Annotated in this window: 11 protein-coding genes; 7 read left to right on the top strand and 4 right to left on the bottom strand. The window is 42.6% G+C overall.

Going from position 1 to position 16,229, the window contains the following annotated elements; all coding sequences use genetic code 11:
- Nucleotides 1-56: 56 nt before the first annotated feature.
- Complete coding sequence (locus PNK_RS06465) at nucleotides 57-1,061, bottom strand: hypothetical protein (protein WP_059061071.1); 1,005 nt, start codon at nucleotides 1,059-1,061, stop codon at nucleotides 57-59.
- A 161-nt stretch (nucleotides 1,062-1,222) separates the two neighbouring features.
- Between PNK_RS06465 and PNK_RS06470 the strand changes: the two genes are divergently transcribed.
- Nucleotides 1,223-2,116: a hypothetical protein gene (locus PNK_RS06470; RefSeq protein ID WP_059061072.1), complete on the top strand. Its 894-nt coding sequence runs from the start codon at nucleotides 1,223-1,225 to the stop codon at nucleotides 2,114-2,116.
- A gap of 19 nt (nucleotides 2,117-2,135) precedes the next feature.
- Here PNK_RS06470 and PNK_RS06475 read toward each other — a convergent pair whose 3' ends face one another.
- Complete coding sequence (locus tag PNK_RS06475) at nucleotides 2,136-3,017, bottom strand: aldo/keto reductase (RefSeq protein ID WP_158021729.1); 882 nt, start codon at nucleotides 3,015-3,017, stop codon at nucleotides 2,136-2,138.
- A 271-nt stretch (nucleotides 3,018-3,288) separates the two neighbouring features.
- Between PNK_RS06475 and PNK_RS06480 the strand changes: the two genes are divergently transcribed.
- The 4 genes from PNK_RS06480 to PNK_RS06495 all read left to right on the top strand — a co-directional run bounded on the left by PNK_RS06480 (nucleotide 3,289) and on the right by PNK_RS06495 (nucleotide 12,934).
- Entirely contained in the window at nucleotides 3,289-4,773 is a 1,485-nt protein-coding gene (locus tag PNK_RS06480; protein WP_059061074.1) for a hypothetical protein, read from the top strand.
- Between the two features lie 467 nt (nucleotides 4,774-5,240).
- A complete protein-coding gene (locus PNK_RS13125) occupies nucleotides 5,241-6,464 on the top strand; it encodes an amino acid permease (RefSeq protein WP_079992843.1) in 1,224 nt (407 codons plus the stop codon).
- Nucleotides 6,465-6,812: 348 nt separating this feature from the next.
- The gene (locus tag PNK_RS06490; RefSeq protein WP_059061076.1) at nucleotides 6,813-12,398 is read left to right on the top strand and encodes an RHS repeat-associated core domain-containing protein; all 5,586 of its coding nucleotides are present in this window, start codon (nucleotides 6,813-6,815) and stop codon (nucleotides 12,396-12,398) included.
- Complete coding sequence (locus tag PNK_RS06495) at nucleotides 12,398-12,934, top strand: hypothetical protein (protein WP_059061078.1); 537 nt, start codon at nucleotides 12,398-12,400, stop codon at nucleotides 12,932-12,934. Before PNK_RS06490 ends, PNK_RS06495 begins: the two co-directional genes overlap by 1 nt.
- Before the next feature lie 43 nt (nucleotides 12,935-12,977).
- On the opposite strand, the gene PNK_RS06500 is transcribed toward PNK_RS06495, so the two are convergent.
- The gene (locus tag PNK_RS06500) at nucleotides 12,978-13,133 is read right to left on the bottom strand and encodes a hypothetical protein (protein ID WP_158021730.1); all 156 of its coding nucleotides are present in this window, start codon (nucleotides 13,131-13,133) and stop codon (nucleotides 12,978-12,980) included.
- Here PNK_RS06500 and PNK_RS06505 point away from each other — a divergent pair.
- Both PNK_RS06505 and PNK_RS06510 read left to right on the top strand, forming a co-directional pair.
- Nucleotides 13,123-13,356: a hypothetical protein gene (locus PNK_RS06505; RefSeq protein WP_158021731.1), complete on the top strand. Its 234-nt coding sequence runs from the start codon at nucleotides 13,123-13,125 to the stop codon at nucleotides 13,354-13,356. The two genes, PNK_RS06500 and PNK_RS06505, sit on opposite strands and share 11 nt — an antisense overlap.
- A 579-nt stretch (nucleotides 13,357-13,935) precedes the next feature.
- A complete protein-coding gene (locus tag PNK_RS06510) occupies nucleotides 13,936-14,865 on the top strand; it encodes a hypothetical protein (protein WP_158021732.1) in 930 nt (309 codons plus the stop codon).
- Nucleotides 14,866-14,908: 43 nt separating this feature from the next.
- On the opposite strand, the gene PNK_RS06515 is transcribed toward PNK_RS06510, so the two are convergent.
- Nucleotides 14,909-16,099 (bottom strand): hypothetical protein, encoded by a 1,191-nt coding sequence (locus PNK_RS06515; protein ID WP_059061088.1) that lies wholly within the window; start codon nucleotides 16,097-16,099, stop codon nucleotides 14,909-14,911.
- Nucleotides 16,100-16,229 lie beyond the last annotated feature (130 nt).

Here is a 16,229-nt window from a genome sequence, read left to right on the forward strand (position 1 = left end):
CACTCATTGCGACCATTAAGACCGTAGTTAAGCCGATTTGTACAATAGAGGCAAGATCAAAAAAACACCGACTCGATAGCAAGTCCTGCTTTTTCCTCTCTGAAACAAATGACTTCTACAGAGCGAAGAGCATAACCCCAGTCGAGAACCTCTTTTTGCAATTTTTCAATCATGTACCTGCCAAGAGATAAACTAGCCTTTACTTTATCGACCGAATCCAAAGTCAGGATCTTCACTTTTCTCATCTCAGACAAAGGATCTGCAATAACTTGTGAATTGATGATACTCTCATCAATGTAAACGGCGTCGCATAGACTATCGCGCGGCCGCAAAGCTGGTGCGCTTTGACAAAGAACCAGCCATTCAGTATCTGTATGGATCTGAAGATTTTCTTCTCTCATTTGAAAGGCATAAAACGCCTCTATCAATCTGAAAAAACCAGGAGCCGTCCGACCTTGGCCTGTAATGTGTTGAAAAGACTCGACCAAGCACTGTTTTAAGACTTCCAAACCGCTCAGTTTCAATGCAGAAGGATTCTCAAATATCATGGCCAAATTCACACAGACGCGATCCCATGCAAGATACAAGGTGAGATCATGAAGGGTATTATAAGGATTTTCTACGAGCATTCTTTCATAATGATCGAGCGGCGCAGAAAAGAGATAGCCTGCTTGCGAAAACAAAGCAAAACGCCTTTTCTTTTGAATTTGATCGAGAAGGAAGGATTGATCGATTTGAGGTAGAGCTTTAACCTGGGTCAAACACTCGACAAAGACCTGATCGTATAAGCGAATGAGTAGCTCGTCTTTTTGCTCTTCTTGAGCAAGGACTGCAATCATGAAATTAAAGAGTTGGCTCTGCTCGAAAGAGGGAAATGACCAAAACAGAGAACCTAATTCAATCGACTCTAAAAATGCAGGCCAATCGAATAGAAGCTTTAAGGGCTGCCCAGCCGCTAAGAGCCCCCCTTCTACACAAGCCTCAACAAGCAGATTTTTCTCGCTAATAGCCCCATCGGCATTTATTTTTCGTATCAAACTGTTAGTTATAAAAGCTTTCATAAAAAATCCTATTTTTCTGCTAGCATAGCCAAGAAGATGTTAATAAACCTAGCAAAAATCCCTCTGCATCTGGAAAAACGATTGTCAGACAAATAAAAAAATTGATACATCTCTAACGAAAAAAATTAACGCTTTCAACTTCCAAGCAATAAAAAACGACGATGAAGACTCCAATCCGGCACGCTTTTTTAACTCTTTACGCGCTACTTGCAATTCCCCTAAACGCTATTCAAGGGATTGAAGAGCGCGCAATTTGCAAGGGATGCGAAATCTATGAATGGTTTGAGCTAACTCAAGAGCCTGTAGAAAGTTTAAAAACAAGGCTCTTATCGCCTGCTTTCAACCCCGCATCCCCCTCTACTTCCGTCTGGACTCAAATCACCCCCTTTCTCATCCCTTCTAACCATGCAGCTAAAATAAAGCTTGATGACATTCTATCCAACGTACAGGCATTTTATGACTTGCAATCTATGGAAGCGGCGAGTTTTGATAAAGCGTTACCGCAGCACCACACTCAAATCATTGTCACAAGGCATCCAGAGCTAAAGGGATATGTTATCAAGGCCTATCTCGATGTTCAAGATTATCACTCAGGCAAGCCTGAGTATTACTTTTGGATCAAGCGCATTTTAGGGGCAGAACTCATCAGACAAGCGATCGCCAGCCATGGCTATGGGCATCTTTTAAAAGTGCCTCATAAATGGATCTACCAGCTGCCAGATAACGGCTCAAACGCTTCTAACCATGCATTGAAAAAGTATTTTATTTTAGTCGAAGAGGACATGGACCTTTACGATGACGCAATAAATGTAGCCTTTTGGGGAAGCGAGTGGGTCACGAATGAATACTTGGAAGCACTTTATACAATCGTGACCGAACTTGGATTGTTTGACTGCACCAAACCCGCGAATTGCCCCATTTCCAAAGATGGGCGCATTGCCTTTGTCGACACGCAATCTTTTCACGCCAAACGAGTCAAATATCAAAAGCTTACCCCCTATCTTTCACCAACCATGCAGGCTTATTGGCTGGAGCTCATCGCCGGAAATAAATGAATGCCTTAAGCAGATACTATCAAAGATTGCCTCCATCCTTCCAGGCCTGCAGCTGTGCAAATTCTTGATCGCTTAATTCAAGACTGGCGGCTGCCATGTTTTCTTCCAAATGCTTCACAGATGAGGTCCCAGGTATTGGCAGCATGACTTTAGAGCGCTTAAGCAGCCAAGCAAGTGCTACCTGCACAGGAGTGCTTTCTTTTTCTTTAGCTATTGCATTGAGAATGCCGCCTGGCTGTGCCAAATCGCCGCTTGCAATTGGATACCAAGGAATAAAGCCTAATTGATGTTGTTCACAGTAATCTAAAACCTTCTCTGAATGGCGATTGCGCAAGTTATAGTGATTTTGGACAGAAACCACATCGACTATCTTTCTCGCCCTCTCAATCTCGGCCACTGAAACATTTGATAGGCCTATGTGCCGGATTTTTCCCTGCTCTTGCATTGCCTTCAAGGCCCCCAAAGAGTCTTCAAGCGGCACCTCTGGGTCGATGGCATGCAACTGATAGAGATCGATCCGATCAATCCGAAGGCGCCTTAGACTCATTTCCACACACTGAATCAAATACTCCGGTCTCCCGACTGGCACCCATGCATCCCGTCCCGGCCTTACAAGCCCTCCTTTGGTCGCAATAACAAGGTCTGAAGGATAGGGATAAAGCGCCTGAGCAATCAAATCTTCCGAAGTCGCCGGACCGTAAGAATCGGCCGTATCAATCAAATTAATACCGAGCTTGAGAGCCCGCTTCAACACGGCCAATGCCTCTTGCGGATTTTCAGGATCCCCCCAAACTCCATAACCCGTGATCCGCATCGCACCGAATCCTAAACGACGGACCGGTAAGTCGCCCCCCAAAAGAAACGTCTCATAATCACTCGCATGTAAAGCCTCTTCTCTCATCTTCCCTACCTTTGTATTGATCTGGCGCAGAACCTGCAACCTATCACCTTTCTATCTCAACGCATATTAACGTTAATCACAATATTTTTTAAAAATTTCCCTAACAATCCCTAAAACTAATAAATGGCTTAAACTAATGCAAATCAAATATTTACTTTACTTTTTTATTAAATAATAACAGTTTTAAATAAAATTTAACAAAAATCCAAACAAAATTAATTCATTTGTTTTATAATAGTCATTAGAAAGTAATTAACAAAAAGAGGTTGTTATGACAGTTAATCCATTATCAAATGTTAATCCTAATCGATGGGCTACGATTCTGGAAGAAGCTGTTCAATCGAGAGGAAAAACTTTTGGGGATCACTTGTATATTTGGGTGAAAAAAGGAGAGCAAGGTAAGAAGCTTTCAATCAAAGAGATTACCGATATTTCAAAGTCGCAACTTGAATTCCTCTCTGGTAGCTATAAAAAAGGAAACATTGATATTAAAAAATTTTATAACTTGAGCGGAAAAATTTCTGATTTGACAGAGCGATTAATCGATGCCCGCACCGCCAAAAGAAATGAGCCCCTAAAGGTTTTGGGAAGACAAATCGCCTATGTAGTGTCTGCCTTTGCATCGCTTTTTGGTATTTCGGCCTTTAAAGCGCTTAAAGAGAGCGATAAAGCTTTTCGAGAAGAAACTAAAGATATCAAAAAAAGTCTTGCTGAAGCTAAGGAAATGGCTGAAAATAGGGTCTTAGAAGCTAAGGAAATGGCTGAAAATAGGGTCTTAGAAGCTAAGGAAACGACTGAAAATAGGGTCTTAGAAGCTAAGGAAACGACTGAAAATAGGGTCTTAGAAGCTAAGGAAACGACTGAAAATAGGGTCTTAGAAGCTAAGGAAAAGGCTGAAAATAGGGTCTTAGAAGCTAAGGAAACGACTGAAAATAGGGTCTTAGAAGCTAAGGAAAAGGCTGAAAATAGGGTCTTAGAAGCTAAGGAAACGACTAAAAATAGGGTCTTAGAAGATAGGCGGACTAAAATCGAACAACTCACTAATGAAATCCCCGCCATTGTTGGGCAAGCAAAAGAAGTTGCCACGAAACAGGAAGTGGAACAGTTGTTAACCAAAAAAATCGTCCAAGACCTTAAAGAGGGAGTCGATTTCTCAAGAGACACTCCCTACACTCTTCAATTTAAAAAAGACATGGAAAGAGACATCCAATTCAAGCGCAAGGACCTAGCTCAAAAAATTAATGATCAAAGTCCTTTTCCCAATATACAGCCACGCGAAAACGACGATATCTCGCAAGTTTTAGCCGCGCGCGTTAATAAAGGGGTTGAAGGAATAAAAGCCCTCATTATCCATGAGAACGATAAGAAATGGGAAAAAATCATTCAAAGTGCTTGTACGCAAAGCAGCTTAAACATTATTTTTGATGCTCCTCTCCTTTTATTTACAATCGCATCCGCTCCCCATCAATGGGAAGAAGAGGGACGCAATTTTAAGGCTGTCCTAAGGTTTCCAGACCAGTTGCCACCCATCCAGCTTGAAGTTATTCGAGATCCTGAAAGTCAAGCCATTCAGAAAGTAAACTTTGTCGTCGAAGGCGAAACAAATATTGTTCGCGAATCTTTGGATAATGTAAATTCTGACTTAGAAACGAGTATTGAAGCTCCAGGCATCAAAGGGAGCATTCATTATAGCATCACATTAGGTGAAAATGACGCCCCTGTCATTGAGCTCACTCATTACGACCTTACTCAGTAAATATAACCTTACTCAGTAAAGGTCTTAAAGCCCAAGTTTAAATAAACTTGGGCTTTGTTTTTAGTTTAGGTAGAAAAAGTGGCAGAGAATCTACTGATTTGATAAATTGTTGATTTACAAGAGAGTTTTATTAGATGCAACGAACCAAAACCGCCTATTTCTTTTTCTTTTTTATGCTACCCACGAGGCGGGAGGATTGTTAGTGCTTGTAAAAAACAAGTGTCTATAAAAAGCCCCGCTTGAAGCGGGGCTTTTTTTTGCCCATAAATAACATACTTTTTTTAAGAGTGACTCATGAAAAAATTAATCGACGCTCGATTTAGTAGCCAAAAACAAAGGCCAGCGGAAATAAATGCCCAATGCCTGGCCATAATCCATAAACCAATTTATTTAACTTTTGTTTAGTGATGGGGACGACTATAATTATCGCACCTATCGCTTTGATTTCACCACTATAAGGAAACACGATGCATGCAAAGCAAATAAAAACCGGAGCTGTCTTACTCATAGCAGGCACCTGTATCGGCAGCGGAATGATTGCATTACCTATGGTTTTGGCTAACTTGGGTCTTATTCCAAGCATTCTCCTCATGCTGTTCATCTGGTTTATCATGTACTATACCTCATTGATCAACGTCGAGCTCAATTTACAAGCTGGCCGAGGACTCACCCTTGGATCACTTGGTAGGCTTTATTCAGGAAAGATGGCCGAATTAATCGGAGTCGGAAGCTTAAAGCTGCTTTCTTATTCCCTCCTTGCCGTTTTTATCTATGGAGGAAGCTCTGTCGTTCAAGAATTAATAAAATCAAACAGTTTAATGGAGTACTCCTTCAATCGCATCGCTACCTACTATGCTCTTATTAGTATAGGACTGCTGTTATTGCCTTTGAAAGCCATTGACTACATCAATCGGCTGCTTTTTATTGGACTGCTCGCCATCATATCTATCCTGGTTGCAGGTTTAGTCTTATCTGTTGACTGGACAGACATGCCTCTATTTGCCCCAAAATGGCGTGATCTAACAAGCTGGCTCGGTTTGCTACCGGTCGTCTTTACCTCCTTCGGCTTTCAAGTTATTTTCCATACCGTCACAAATTATTGCCATCGCGATAGTAAAATTCTCAAACAAGCTTTTTTATGGGGAAGCTTGATTCCTGCCATTGTCTACATCGTATGGTCTTGTAGCGTTTTAAGCGTCATTCATCACAATAATCCTGCCTTCTATAGCCAAATGGCAGCAGGAGAAGTCGAAGTTGGAGAGTTAATTCAAGCGCTTAGTCAAATTGCCGAATGGCCCGCGGTCCAATTGCTGGTGTGGTGTATTTCAATCCTGGCCGTTTCAACTTCGGTCATTGGGGTTGGAATTGGCTTATGTGATAGTTTAAAAAATATGCTAGCAGTCAAGATTCCTAACGAAAATGCAAGAAATCTATTGGCTGCCATCCTCACCATTTTACCGGCCTATTTGGTTGTTCTTTACGTACCAAACGCTTTTATTTCGGTCTTAGGATTTGCCGGTATGATTTTGGCTGTGATTGCCATCTTGCTGCCCGTTTACCTCTTCCAGAAACTCAATGCCAAAAAGTTCCACTATCCAGAGCTAAAGGCAACGTGGCTGATCGCCCTTTCAACGGCTGTCGGCATCTTGGTTGTTGTGAGTGAACTGTTTAACATCATAAGTGCTCATTAATTGATTCCCAACGGAACATTTTTTGATTAATCAGCTCCAGGCAAAAAATGCCTGGGGCTGCTGCTGTTAGCTCAAACTATTTCGAAAGCATGAGAAGCCATCTCACGTCCTCTGGAGATAAAATAGCAAAACACATACTCCCCTTTTGAAAGCCATTCTAGATCGAGCTTCATTTTTACTTGGCAAGAAGCGCACTTGCATCTGTGCTTTTCAACAAACTAAAATACCACCCTATACCTTTAAGAATTAATACTCTTTGTGAATGAAATTGGCGAAAGTGATCATCTTTGCTTGTTATTTAAAATAATTATTACTATATCCAGCATAAAATTTACTCATGGGTAATGAATGAAGCTTTCTCGTTCTTTTCTCACGTATTGCTATGTCTTGATTTGGCTTTTCTTGCCTCTTCAGGCTTGGTGTTTTGAATCGATCTCAGATCTCTTCAAGGATGAATCGTTGGAAAACCTTTCACTCTCCTCAAGGGATGGTTTGATTTCTTCAGTCATTGCCAATCACGTATCGGCCATCAGCGGCGATTTTATTGATCAAGCGGTCGATTGTACGCTGGTGGGACCCGAACCGCTGACTTTGCAGCGCTTTTATTCCTCTCACCCTTCAAGCAGCATGGATGGATTAGATTATCCTTTAACAGATAAGAATCGGATGCCACAGAATGGGGCGACCTATCGTGCCTGGCAATTTAATCACTTTACAAAGCTTCATTTTCAAAGGGATGCATCTCAGAACACCAAACACACAAAGCTGCGCTCTTTTGTCCCCCATGCTTCCTATAGCCAAATGTTTCATGAATCGTGTGTGAGGGATAAGGATTATGAATCGGAGACGTGTGCCTTAAGTATTCTTCATCACAAAGGAGTCACCAACTGTGCCTCTGGTAATATCAGTGCACGGACAAATCCTAAGAATGTGATCGCTCATTTTAATAAGAAGGAAAAGAGTGTCGATGTCACTTTCGGTTCGGGGGATACGCGTCATTATGCCGGAAAAGATCTCGAATGGATTTCTAATAATATCCATATAAGTTCATGGGTTTTCCACCCTGTTCTAGAAAAAAAGGCAAACGGCAATCAAATAATCTATAAGGGCTCTAAATCAATAGAAGCATTTAATCGCTCAAAATCGGTCTTATATAGCTGGTACAAGTTTAAGTGGGCATCGAAAGAAGAATTGCAAGTGGTGACCAGCCACTATGCGCAGCCTATTATTTATCAATATCGTCAATTTGACGTGAAGGTAAAATCTTCACTGGATTTTAGGAAAAGATACTACCTTACAAGCGTCCAAAGACCAGAGCAAGCTAAGGAGATCTATCACTACGTTCCAGACGTCAAGCAAGAAACGTGGCTCATTAAGCGTAAAGAACGGCGCAACAACCGCTTTATTGAAGTGGATTATTATGGAATGGGAGATCGCCCGGGTGAACTGTTCAAAATATCTATCAACAACTTTGCAGATCCGCGCAATAACCGCGTGAGGTATTTAAAGGCCCCGGTTGGAGTCGATGCGACCCCGCTTATCACGCATGAATTTTTCTACGATTTTAATTTCGAGATCAATAAGAACGCCGTTAAATTATTTCGTGGAGTGACATCTGTTTACGATGCTTACCGCCGCAAGACTTGCTACCACTATAATGACAACCAGCGCCTCGAAAAGTGCGTACAGTTTGTCCAAGGGAAACCCTATCACCAAACGCTCTACTGTTGGAAAGAATGCATCGATTCCCTCGTTGGAAATGCTTCGATGGTTCCAGCCAATGCTTTTGAACAGGCAAATTTGAAAGGACGCATCATTCAGGATGGACAGGGAGACATTGTATCCGCCCGATTATTCGACTATGATCGACGCGGTAACATCGTAGAAGAATCCCTTTATGGACATCTAACAGGTAAAACTTTCACTCCCCTTATTTTTGATCATAAAAAACAAACGATTCGCAAAGGGGCTGAAGTTTACCGCAAACAGTTTGTGTATTCACACGACGATTTCAACCTGCTTTTAGAAGAAAAAGAAGACAATGGCCGCAGGATTATTTATCGATATGTGCCCAATTCCGATTTAATTGCTAGCAAGTTCTTATGTGAAAGGGACCGTATTTGCTTGCGAGAATTTTACGAGTATGACGAAAACAATGCCCTGGTCAAAATGATCAGCGATAATGGCTCTGCACTAGGGAAAGATGATTTGTCATACGTAACAGAGCGGCATATTAATTATTACTTCCCCAAAAAAACAGTCCCTGTTGGTTTGCCAGAAAGAACGGATGAAATGTATCTAGACGTAGATACCATGCAGGAAAAACTTCTTAAGCGAACGTTATCGATCTATACGCAAGATGGAAAGCTGCTTAGGCAAGATATTTTTGATGCTAATGAGGTTTATCGCTATTCACTTGGTTGGGAGTATGATTCCTATGGGCATGTCATCAAAGAGGTTAATGCTCTTGGGCAGACCATTTATAGAAACTACGACAAGTGCGGCAATCTCACGAGGGAACAAGGTCCTCGCTACGATTTTTATACCGAACATCTGTATGACTATTCCAATCGTTGCATTCAAAGCAAAGAAGTTCACCCGGGTCAAACATTTATCACAAGCTATCGCTACGACCTCATCGGCAATCGCATTGCCAAAGTAGATCGTTATGGAAATGAGACGACCTATCACTATGACGACCTTAACCGCTTGATTCAAACAACGTATCCAACTGTCTGGAGTGAAAAGGGATGGAGCAGGCCTACGACTAAAACGGAGTATGATTGCGTTGGCAACATTATCCAAGCAACTGATGAGCGGGAATTATGCACAAAGACGCGCTACAACACCCGCGGTAAGGTCATCTCAACTTTGCTTCCCGATGGTCAATTGGAATCTTCAGAATACAATTTAGATGGAACCCTAGCCAAAAAAATAGCCTCTAATGGAACACAAACGCACTTCGAGGTTGACTGCTTTGGTAGGATCACTAAAGAAACCATGTATTCTGCTCAAGGTGTCTTATTAGCCGGTAGCTCTCAAACCTATTACGGCATGCATAAAGCCTCCTCGACCGATGCCTCTGGCTTAACTACGGCCTATCTTTATGATTGGGCGGGCCGTTTGCGCCAAACCATTTGTCAGGACAAAGTGGAAACATATGTCTATGATTCGCTCGGTAGAATGGTCAAAAAGAAGGAAGCCTATGGAGAGAATCAATTCAAAATCACCTGTTTAGAATACGACTTGCTCGATCGCACCATCGAGGAGAGGATTGAAGATGAGCAAGGAAGAGTCTTAAGGAAAGCGAGCTATTGCTATGACCCTTTAGGGAACCGAACGCATGTAACCGAAGAGACGAATGCTGGCCCAAGTACGCGGGTTGCCATTTACAATTCTGATAAGAAAGTAGCGGTGACAATTGATCCTGCAGGCAATCAGACTCACATCAGCTATAACTATGCTTATCGCAACCAAATCGGGCAGCTCGTTTTACAAGTCACGTCTACTGACCCTCTTGGACGCCGTACCGTGACGACTTGTGATGCCCTCGAAAAGCCGGCCAGTATCCAACAATTAGACCCTTATGGCCTCCTATTGAGCCATCAAGAACTCGCTTATGATCTCAAAGGCAATGTCATTCACATCTGCGATCGCATCATAGTAAATGGACAGAAGCAAGGACATGTTGATACGACATTTGTCTATCAGGAAACCAATCAGCTCATTTGCCTAACACAAGCCAAGGGGCTGCCTGAACAGCAAATCACCTATTTTCACTACAATATGGCAGGCCAGAAAGAATTAACTGTTAAGCCCGACGGCTCTTTGTTGCATGAGCGGTATGATGCACTCGGGCGGTTGGTTAGCCAAGAGGCAAGCGATCGTTCGATTCATTACATCTATACCTATAATCAAAGGCATCAGCCAGTCGACGTCTTTGATGCCATCCATCAGGCTCATTCCTCTTTTAGCTACGATGCAAGAGGCAGATTGCTCCAAGAAGTCCTTTCCAATGGTTTAAGCTTAGCTTATGAGTATGATGGATTGGATCGAGCCAAGAGCATCATTTTGCCGGATGGAAGCCGCATTGCCTATCTCTATGATGCGGCCAATTTGCGCGAAGTCGAGCGTTTAAAAAAAGGCCGCAGTCTCTATGTCCATCGCTATGAGGCGTTTGATTTAGCCGGCCTTCCTCTTAAAATGACCCGCCCCGACCAACAAGTCGTGAATTACCTCTACGATTCGTCGAAAAGAGCCACAAGCCAAGAAAGCCCTTTTTATAAACAAAGTGGAGTAACATTTGATCGTGCTGGAAGGCTCTTGCAATATGCAAGAGAAGATGGCGTAGGTTCCATGCATTATGCTTTTGCTTACGACAATCTGGATCACCTCATTCATGAAACGGGACCCTTTCCTCATGCCTATCTCTGCGATTCGCTTCACAACCGACTCTTTAAAGATGCTACAGCTTATCGATTGAATGGGCTGCATCAGCTGATTCAGCAAGGCAGCAGCACGTATACCTATGATTTGAATGGCAATTTAGCTTCGGAAAGCAAAGAGGGAAAGCTAAAAACATATAGCTATGATCAATTTAATCGCTTGACCTGCGTGCGAACCGATGAAGGAGAGATTCATTACTTATATGACGCCTTTCATCGCAGAATTGCAAAAATTGCCCAAGGCAAACCGATTCGCTATCTCTATGTTGGCAAAGATGAAATTGGCAGCGTCGACGAAACGGGTGAGATTCAGGAATTGCGTCTCCTTGGCCACGGACATGGCGCTGAAATTGGGGCGAGCCTTGCAATTGAGCTAAAGGGAAAAGTATTTATTCCGACCCATGATTTTTCTGGGCACATCGCTCAACTGAGCGATTTAGAAGGACAGTGCATCGAGACCTATCGCTATAGCACTTTTGGCGAGTCGGCAATTTACGATGCCAAAGGGCAAGCCGTACCTCATTCAACAGTCGGCAATCCTTGGCAGTTTTCCAGTAAGAGAGTCGATGTAGAGACGGGATTCGTCTTCTTTGGCAGGCGCTATTATGATCCCGAAACGGGACGCTGGACAACTGCCGATCCGGCAGGATTTGCCGATGGCCCTAACTTATATGCCTATCTTCATCACCAGCCTCTGAATGCGTTTGATCTATATGGATTGATGGAAGAAAAGGAGGGACAGGACGAAAAAAATTATCCACTTGCCAACGTTGACTACAATGACAAGAGTGTATCGAATACCCAGCAGCCGGAAGATGGCTCGCCCAATGAAGCGCCGCTTGGATTCATGGAAAAGAAGACTGGCAAGAAATCGCGCATGCAGTACTGCGGGTTCAATCAGGTGCTGGAGATGGGCATCGGCTTCATGCATGGCATCATGAATAAATTGAGCGATGCTTATGCGAGTGCGAAGCTGCTTTCAACGATGGCGAATGATCACTTTGTCACAATTAATAATAATTCTTCTCGAGGATTTATTTTAGATCTCGTACGCTGTGCTTTTGAACTCTACTTTCATGCTCAAACAAAGGCTGTTAGAGTTCAGCAGAAAGTATGGGATGCCTATTTTGCGCATGCGAAGCCTGGGGGCGTTTACCTGCATTTTTGTCACAGTGAAGGAGCCATCATTACGCGTAACGCCTTAATGACCTACTCAGAAGAGCTGCGGAAGCGAATCATCGTCGTGGCAATTGCGCCGGGCGCCTACATCGAGGATAAGTATGCTATGGAAGTCACTCATTATCGGAGTAAGAGGGATATTGTCCCCATGCTAGATTTTGTGGGGGCATCGCGTTGCCGCCACTCGACAGTGGTGCTCGATCCCCATCAAGATGCAGGCTGGTTTGACCATTCTTTCGATAGTCCGACTTATCAGGATGCTCGAAAATATCATATAGATCTATATCAAGAACAATATGGAAAAAGATAATGCGCTTCATAGGGATAACCATTTGTGCTCTAATCACTGTTTTGAGCATGTCTTTTAGCTTCTTCAAGTCGAAGCCGCGCGATTATGCCGATATCGCCCGCGAGATTCGAGGCAATGTAGGTAAGAAGCTTTCCAAAAAACATCGAATGAATCTGATCGGAGTAGGAGGAGGGATGATGGGGTCGGTCTACATGATTGGACTCAGCTTTCAAGTGCGCCATCCCCTAGAAAGGGAGGAAGCTCGTTATTTGGTCGTCGATTGTACCGAAGAGCTATTGGCAGCAGTCAATGGCAATGAAGCCATACGGCCCTATTTGAGAGACTTTCCTTTTACAACAAAGAACGTTCGTATAGTCATTTTTTCTGTTCAGCCAAATGGAAAAGATGTATGCGATCCTGCTATTTGCGTGGCATCGGTTTCAGAGAGTGATGAAATTTGCTATCGCACTCAAGAACCCAATAGTCCAACTTATAAAAATCGATGCTATGAACCATATGCTGAAGCACGAGCTCAGATCTTAGGCGAATCCCTTTAAACAGTCCACTAGACGCTCACTATGGGCTTTAAAATCAGTCAGCCTAAAGGCCTCTAACAACATCAATAAATGTCCACGTATCTTGTATGGCGAAGGCGCTGGTTTGACCATTCTTTCGATAGTCCGACTTATCGGAATGCTCAAAGATATCATTGTAAAGAATATCAGCAACAATATGGAAAGAGATAATGCGCTTCATAGGGATAACCATTTGCACTCTAATCGCTATTTTGAGCATGTCTTTTAGCTTCTTCAAGTCGAAGCCGCGCGATTATGTCGATATCGCCCGCGAAATTCGAGGCAATGTGGGCAAGAAACTTTCCAAGAAACATCGAATGAACCTGATCGGAGTGGGAGGAGGGATGATGGGGTCAGTCTACATGATCGGACTCAGCTTCCAAGTGCGTCATCCTCTGGAGTAAAACGAAGTCCGTTATCTGATCGTTGACTGTGCAGAGGAACTAATAAACGCAGTCAATGCTAACGAGGAAATTCGCCCCTATCTTCGCGATTATCCCTTCACAACTAAAAATGTGCAAATTTTTATTTTTTCAAGTACTTCTAAAGGTGGAGATGTGTATGACCCCTACATAGGAGCTAGCTGGATTGCAGAATCAGATAAGATTTCTTATTGTACATCTGAGCCTAGCAAAATAACTTATAAAAATAAGTATTACGAACCATATGCCGAAGCACGGGCTAAGGTCTTGGGCGAATCCCTTTAATTGGATAAAAAATGCGTGATCAGAAAGAATTTCCAAGAATACTTAAGCGCCCTACTTTTGCTTATTTAAGGCAGAGAAAAAAGAATTAAAAAGCCGTTTATTACAAGAGAGTGGAAATGTATCGATTCGTCTTTTTTGCATAGTTACTGATCCTTGAAGGAACCAACGACTGAAGCTTTTTCTCAATTTTGCTTAATGCAACCTAAAAAAAGCTTCTTGCAAAAAACAGGACAAAGCCCTTTTATCTGGCTTAATCAATTAAGGCTTCGCAATCAAATGTTTGTTACAAGATTCTTTATTGCCATTCTGATTACTATTTTTAGCTTGAGCTTAGAAGCCGATGAAGACAAGAAGGCTCTCGATAACAACAAAAGCGACTCATCCAATCTAAGCGGCAATCAAGAAGCTGAACAGACTATTAAGGCCGGGAATTTGTCTTTTCCGGTTTCCCAACAACCAACGCCCCTTATCTCTTTCGGACAAAATGTACTGAATAAGAAACAAGCACAGCTCGTCGTTTTGACAAACGAATTTAAAGGCAAAGACAACTATTTTATTAACATTGCCCCCTCCCTCATCTATGGATTAACCGACAATCTTTCGGTCACCCTGTTTGGCCCATTGGCTGTTCGCTATAGACAAGATGAGCATCGCTCATCAGGGCCTCAAGACGCCATCGTTCAGTTAGAATATGCATTCTACACAAAGGCTTATCGCACCTTCTATGATCAAGCCACCATCGTTGCCAATGTCTCTATTCCAACCGGATCGGTAAAAAAAAATCCCCCTACTGGATTTGGAGCCAATAGCTTTTTTATTGGAGGAACCTACTCTCGCATGAAAGTCGATTGGTTTTATTTTACTTCGTCTGGAGGGATATTAACCACAAGCAGCCACCGCACAAAAATTGGGGATCAATTTTTGTATCAGTTAGGTTTCGGAAGGAGGATCATGAACAGCAAAGAGTGGTTAGTCGCTTGGATGATAGAATTCAATGGCATCTACTCGTGGAAAGATCGCATAATCGGCGAGCAAAACCCAGATTCGGGCGGTAATGTCATTTTAATGACTCCATCTCTCTTTATTTCTTCGGTTGAGAGCTTGGTTGTTCAAATTGGCTTAGGCATTCCCCTCGTACAAAAGTTAAACGGCCGCCAAAATAAAACTGACTATATTCTAAACTTAAATGTGAGCTGGACATTTTAAGCCGCGAGACTCCAGCAAAAATCTAATGCCTTGCACAAAGTTATCAGTCCTCATCTTGAAGTTCATTTAGCGAATAGTAATCCCAGCGACCAGAAGAATCTTGCCTGGGAATATACTTAAGCTCATAAAAGGACTTACCTATCCCCTCTTGCAATACATTCAAAACTTTTAGGGTGCCTTCAACATGTTGACTATCTTGGCCACTTGCATTTCGAATCATAACGCATTGAGCTAATGGATTATTGCGCCATACTTCTTCTAGTCCGACATGAAAGGCCACATGAGCATTTTTATGCATGGGGAAATCAACTTGGGTATCGCCAATAGTCACTATTAAAGCCTTCGGAAACTGCTTAAGCCTTTCTGCAATGTGCTTACTTGTCGTCAGCCCTTTGTTCGTCTTGCTGATTAAAAGATAATTAAATCCTTGATCTCCTCGTTTCGCAAGTCCAGTGGCCATCTGTTTTTGCGATAGCGCCAGTTTAGATACTAAATAGTGAGGCCGATTTATTTCATCCTGGATCCATTTATAAGACAAAGAAGTACTCCAAGGAGGATTGGTCGTATGCGTTTCGATTAATGCCCCATTACTAATGAGTCGAAAATCTGGATCTAAGTGCTCGCGAATTGCCGATACAATGGAATTAAATTCTGGTGCCGTCTCACGGGAGGAAGAATGTTCGAATTGCAATGCATTTAATTCCGCTTGAAGAGCCTGCGCTAATTCTTTTTGCGGCGCCGTTCCAATACTCATCACTTCTCTTAAAAAAGCATGAATCAAAAGAGATCCCAATTCTACAGCAATCTCTGGGGAATATTCATCCACGACTTCCAACTTTCCATCGCATTGCATTTGATGACCACCTAAGACACCAAAAATGGCAACCCGATTCTCCGAAAGCTCTTTTTCAAAAGAAGATCCAAAGACTTTATTTAGAGGAACACTTCCACGACGCCATGGCTCTAAGCTCGAATCATTATCAATTGGCGTGCCAGAAATAAAGGTAAGAGCTGTCATGTCATTTTCCAATAACAACTTTACAGCATTGATGACTCTTGGATCTGCAATTGCTTCAACGCTGTCTCTAACCACGCCATCAACATCTGAGATGACAAGGATCTGCTCAATCATTTCCCCATTCCGAAATGGCTCAGGAATAAAAACTTCTTCTGATTGAATACTGCTGCTGACACTCAAAGCAAGCGAAAGCCAGAATAGACTCAATAACCGCATACAAATCCCTTTGATTAAAGTATAGATAGGAAAAATTTATTGCTTACTACCAACGATCCTGCTCTCTTCCATTCTATGGGATTGGTCTGCCAAAATACCTTGCCCGCCAAACTTGTCATGCCTCTTTACG

The sequence above is a fragment of the Candidatus Protochlamydia naegleriophila genome (assembly GCF_001499655.1).
GTDB lineage: Bacteria > Chlamydiota > Chlamydiia > Chlamydiales > Parachlamydiaceae > Protochlamydia > Protochlamydia naegleriophila.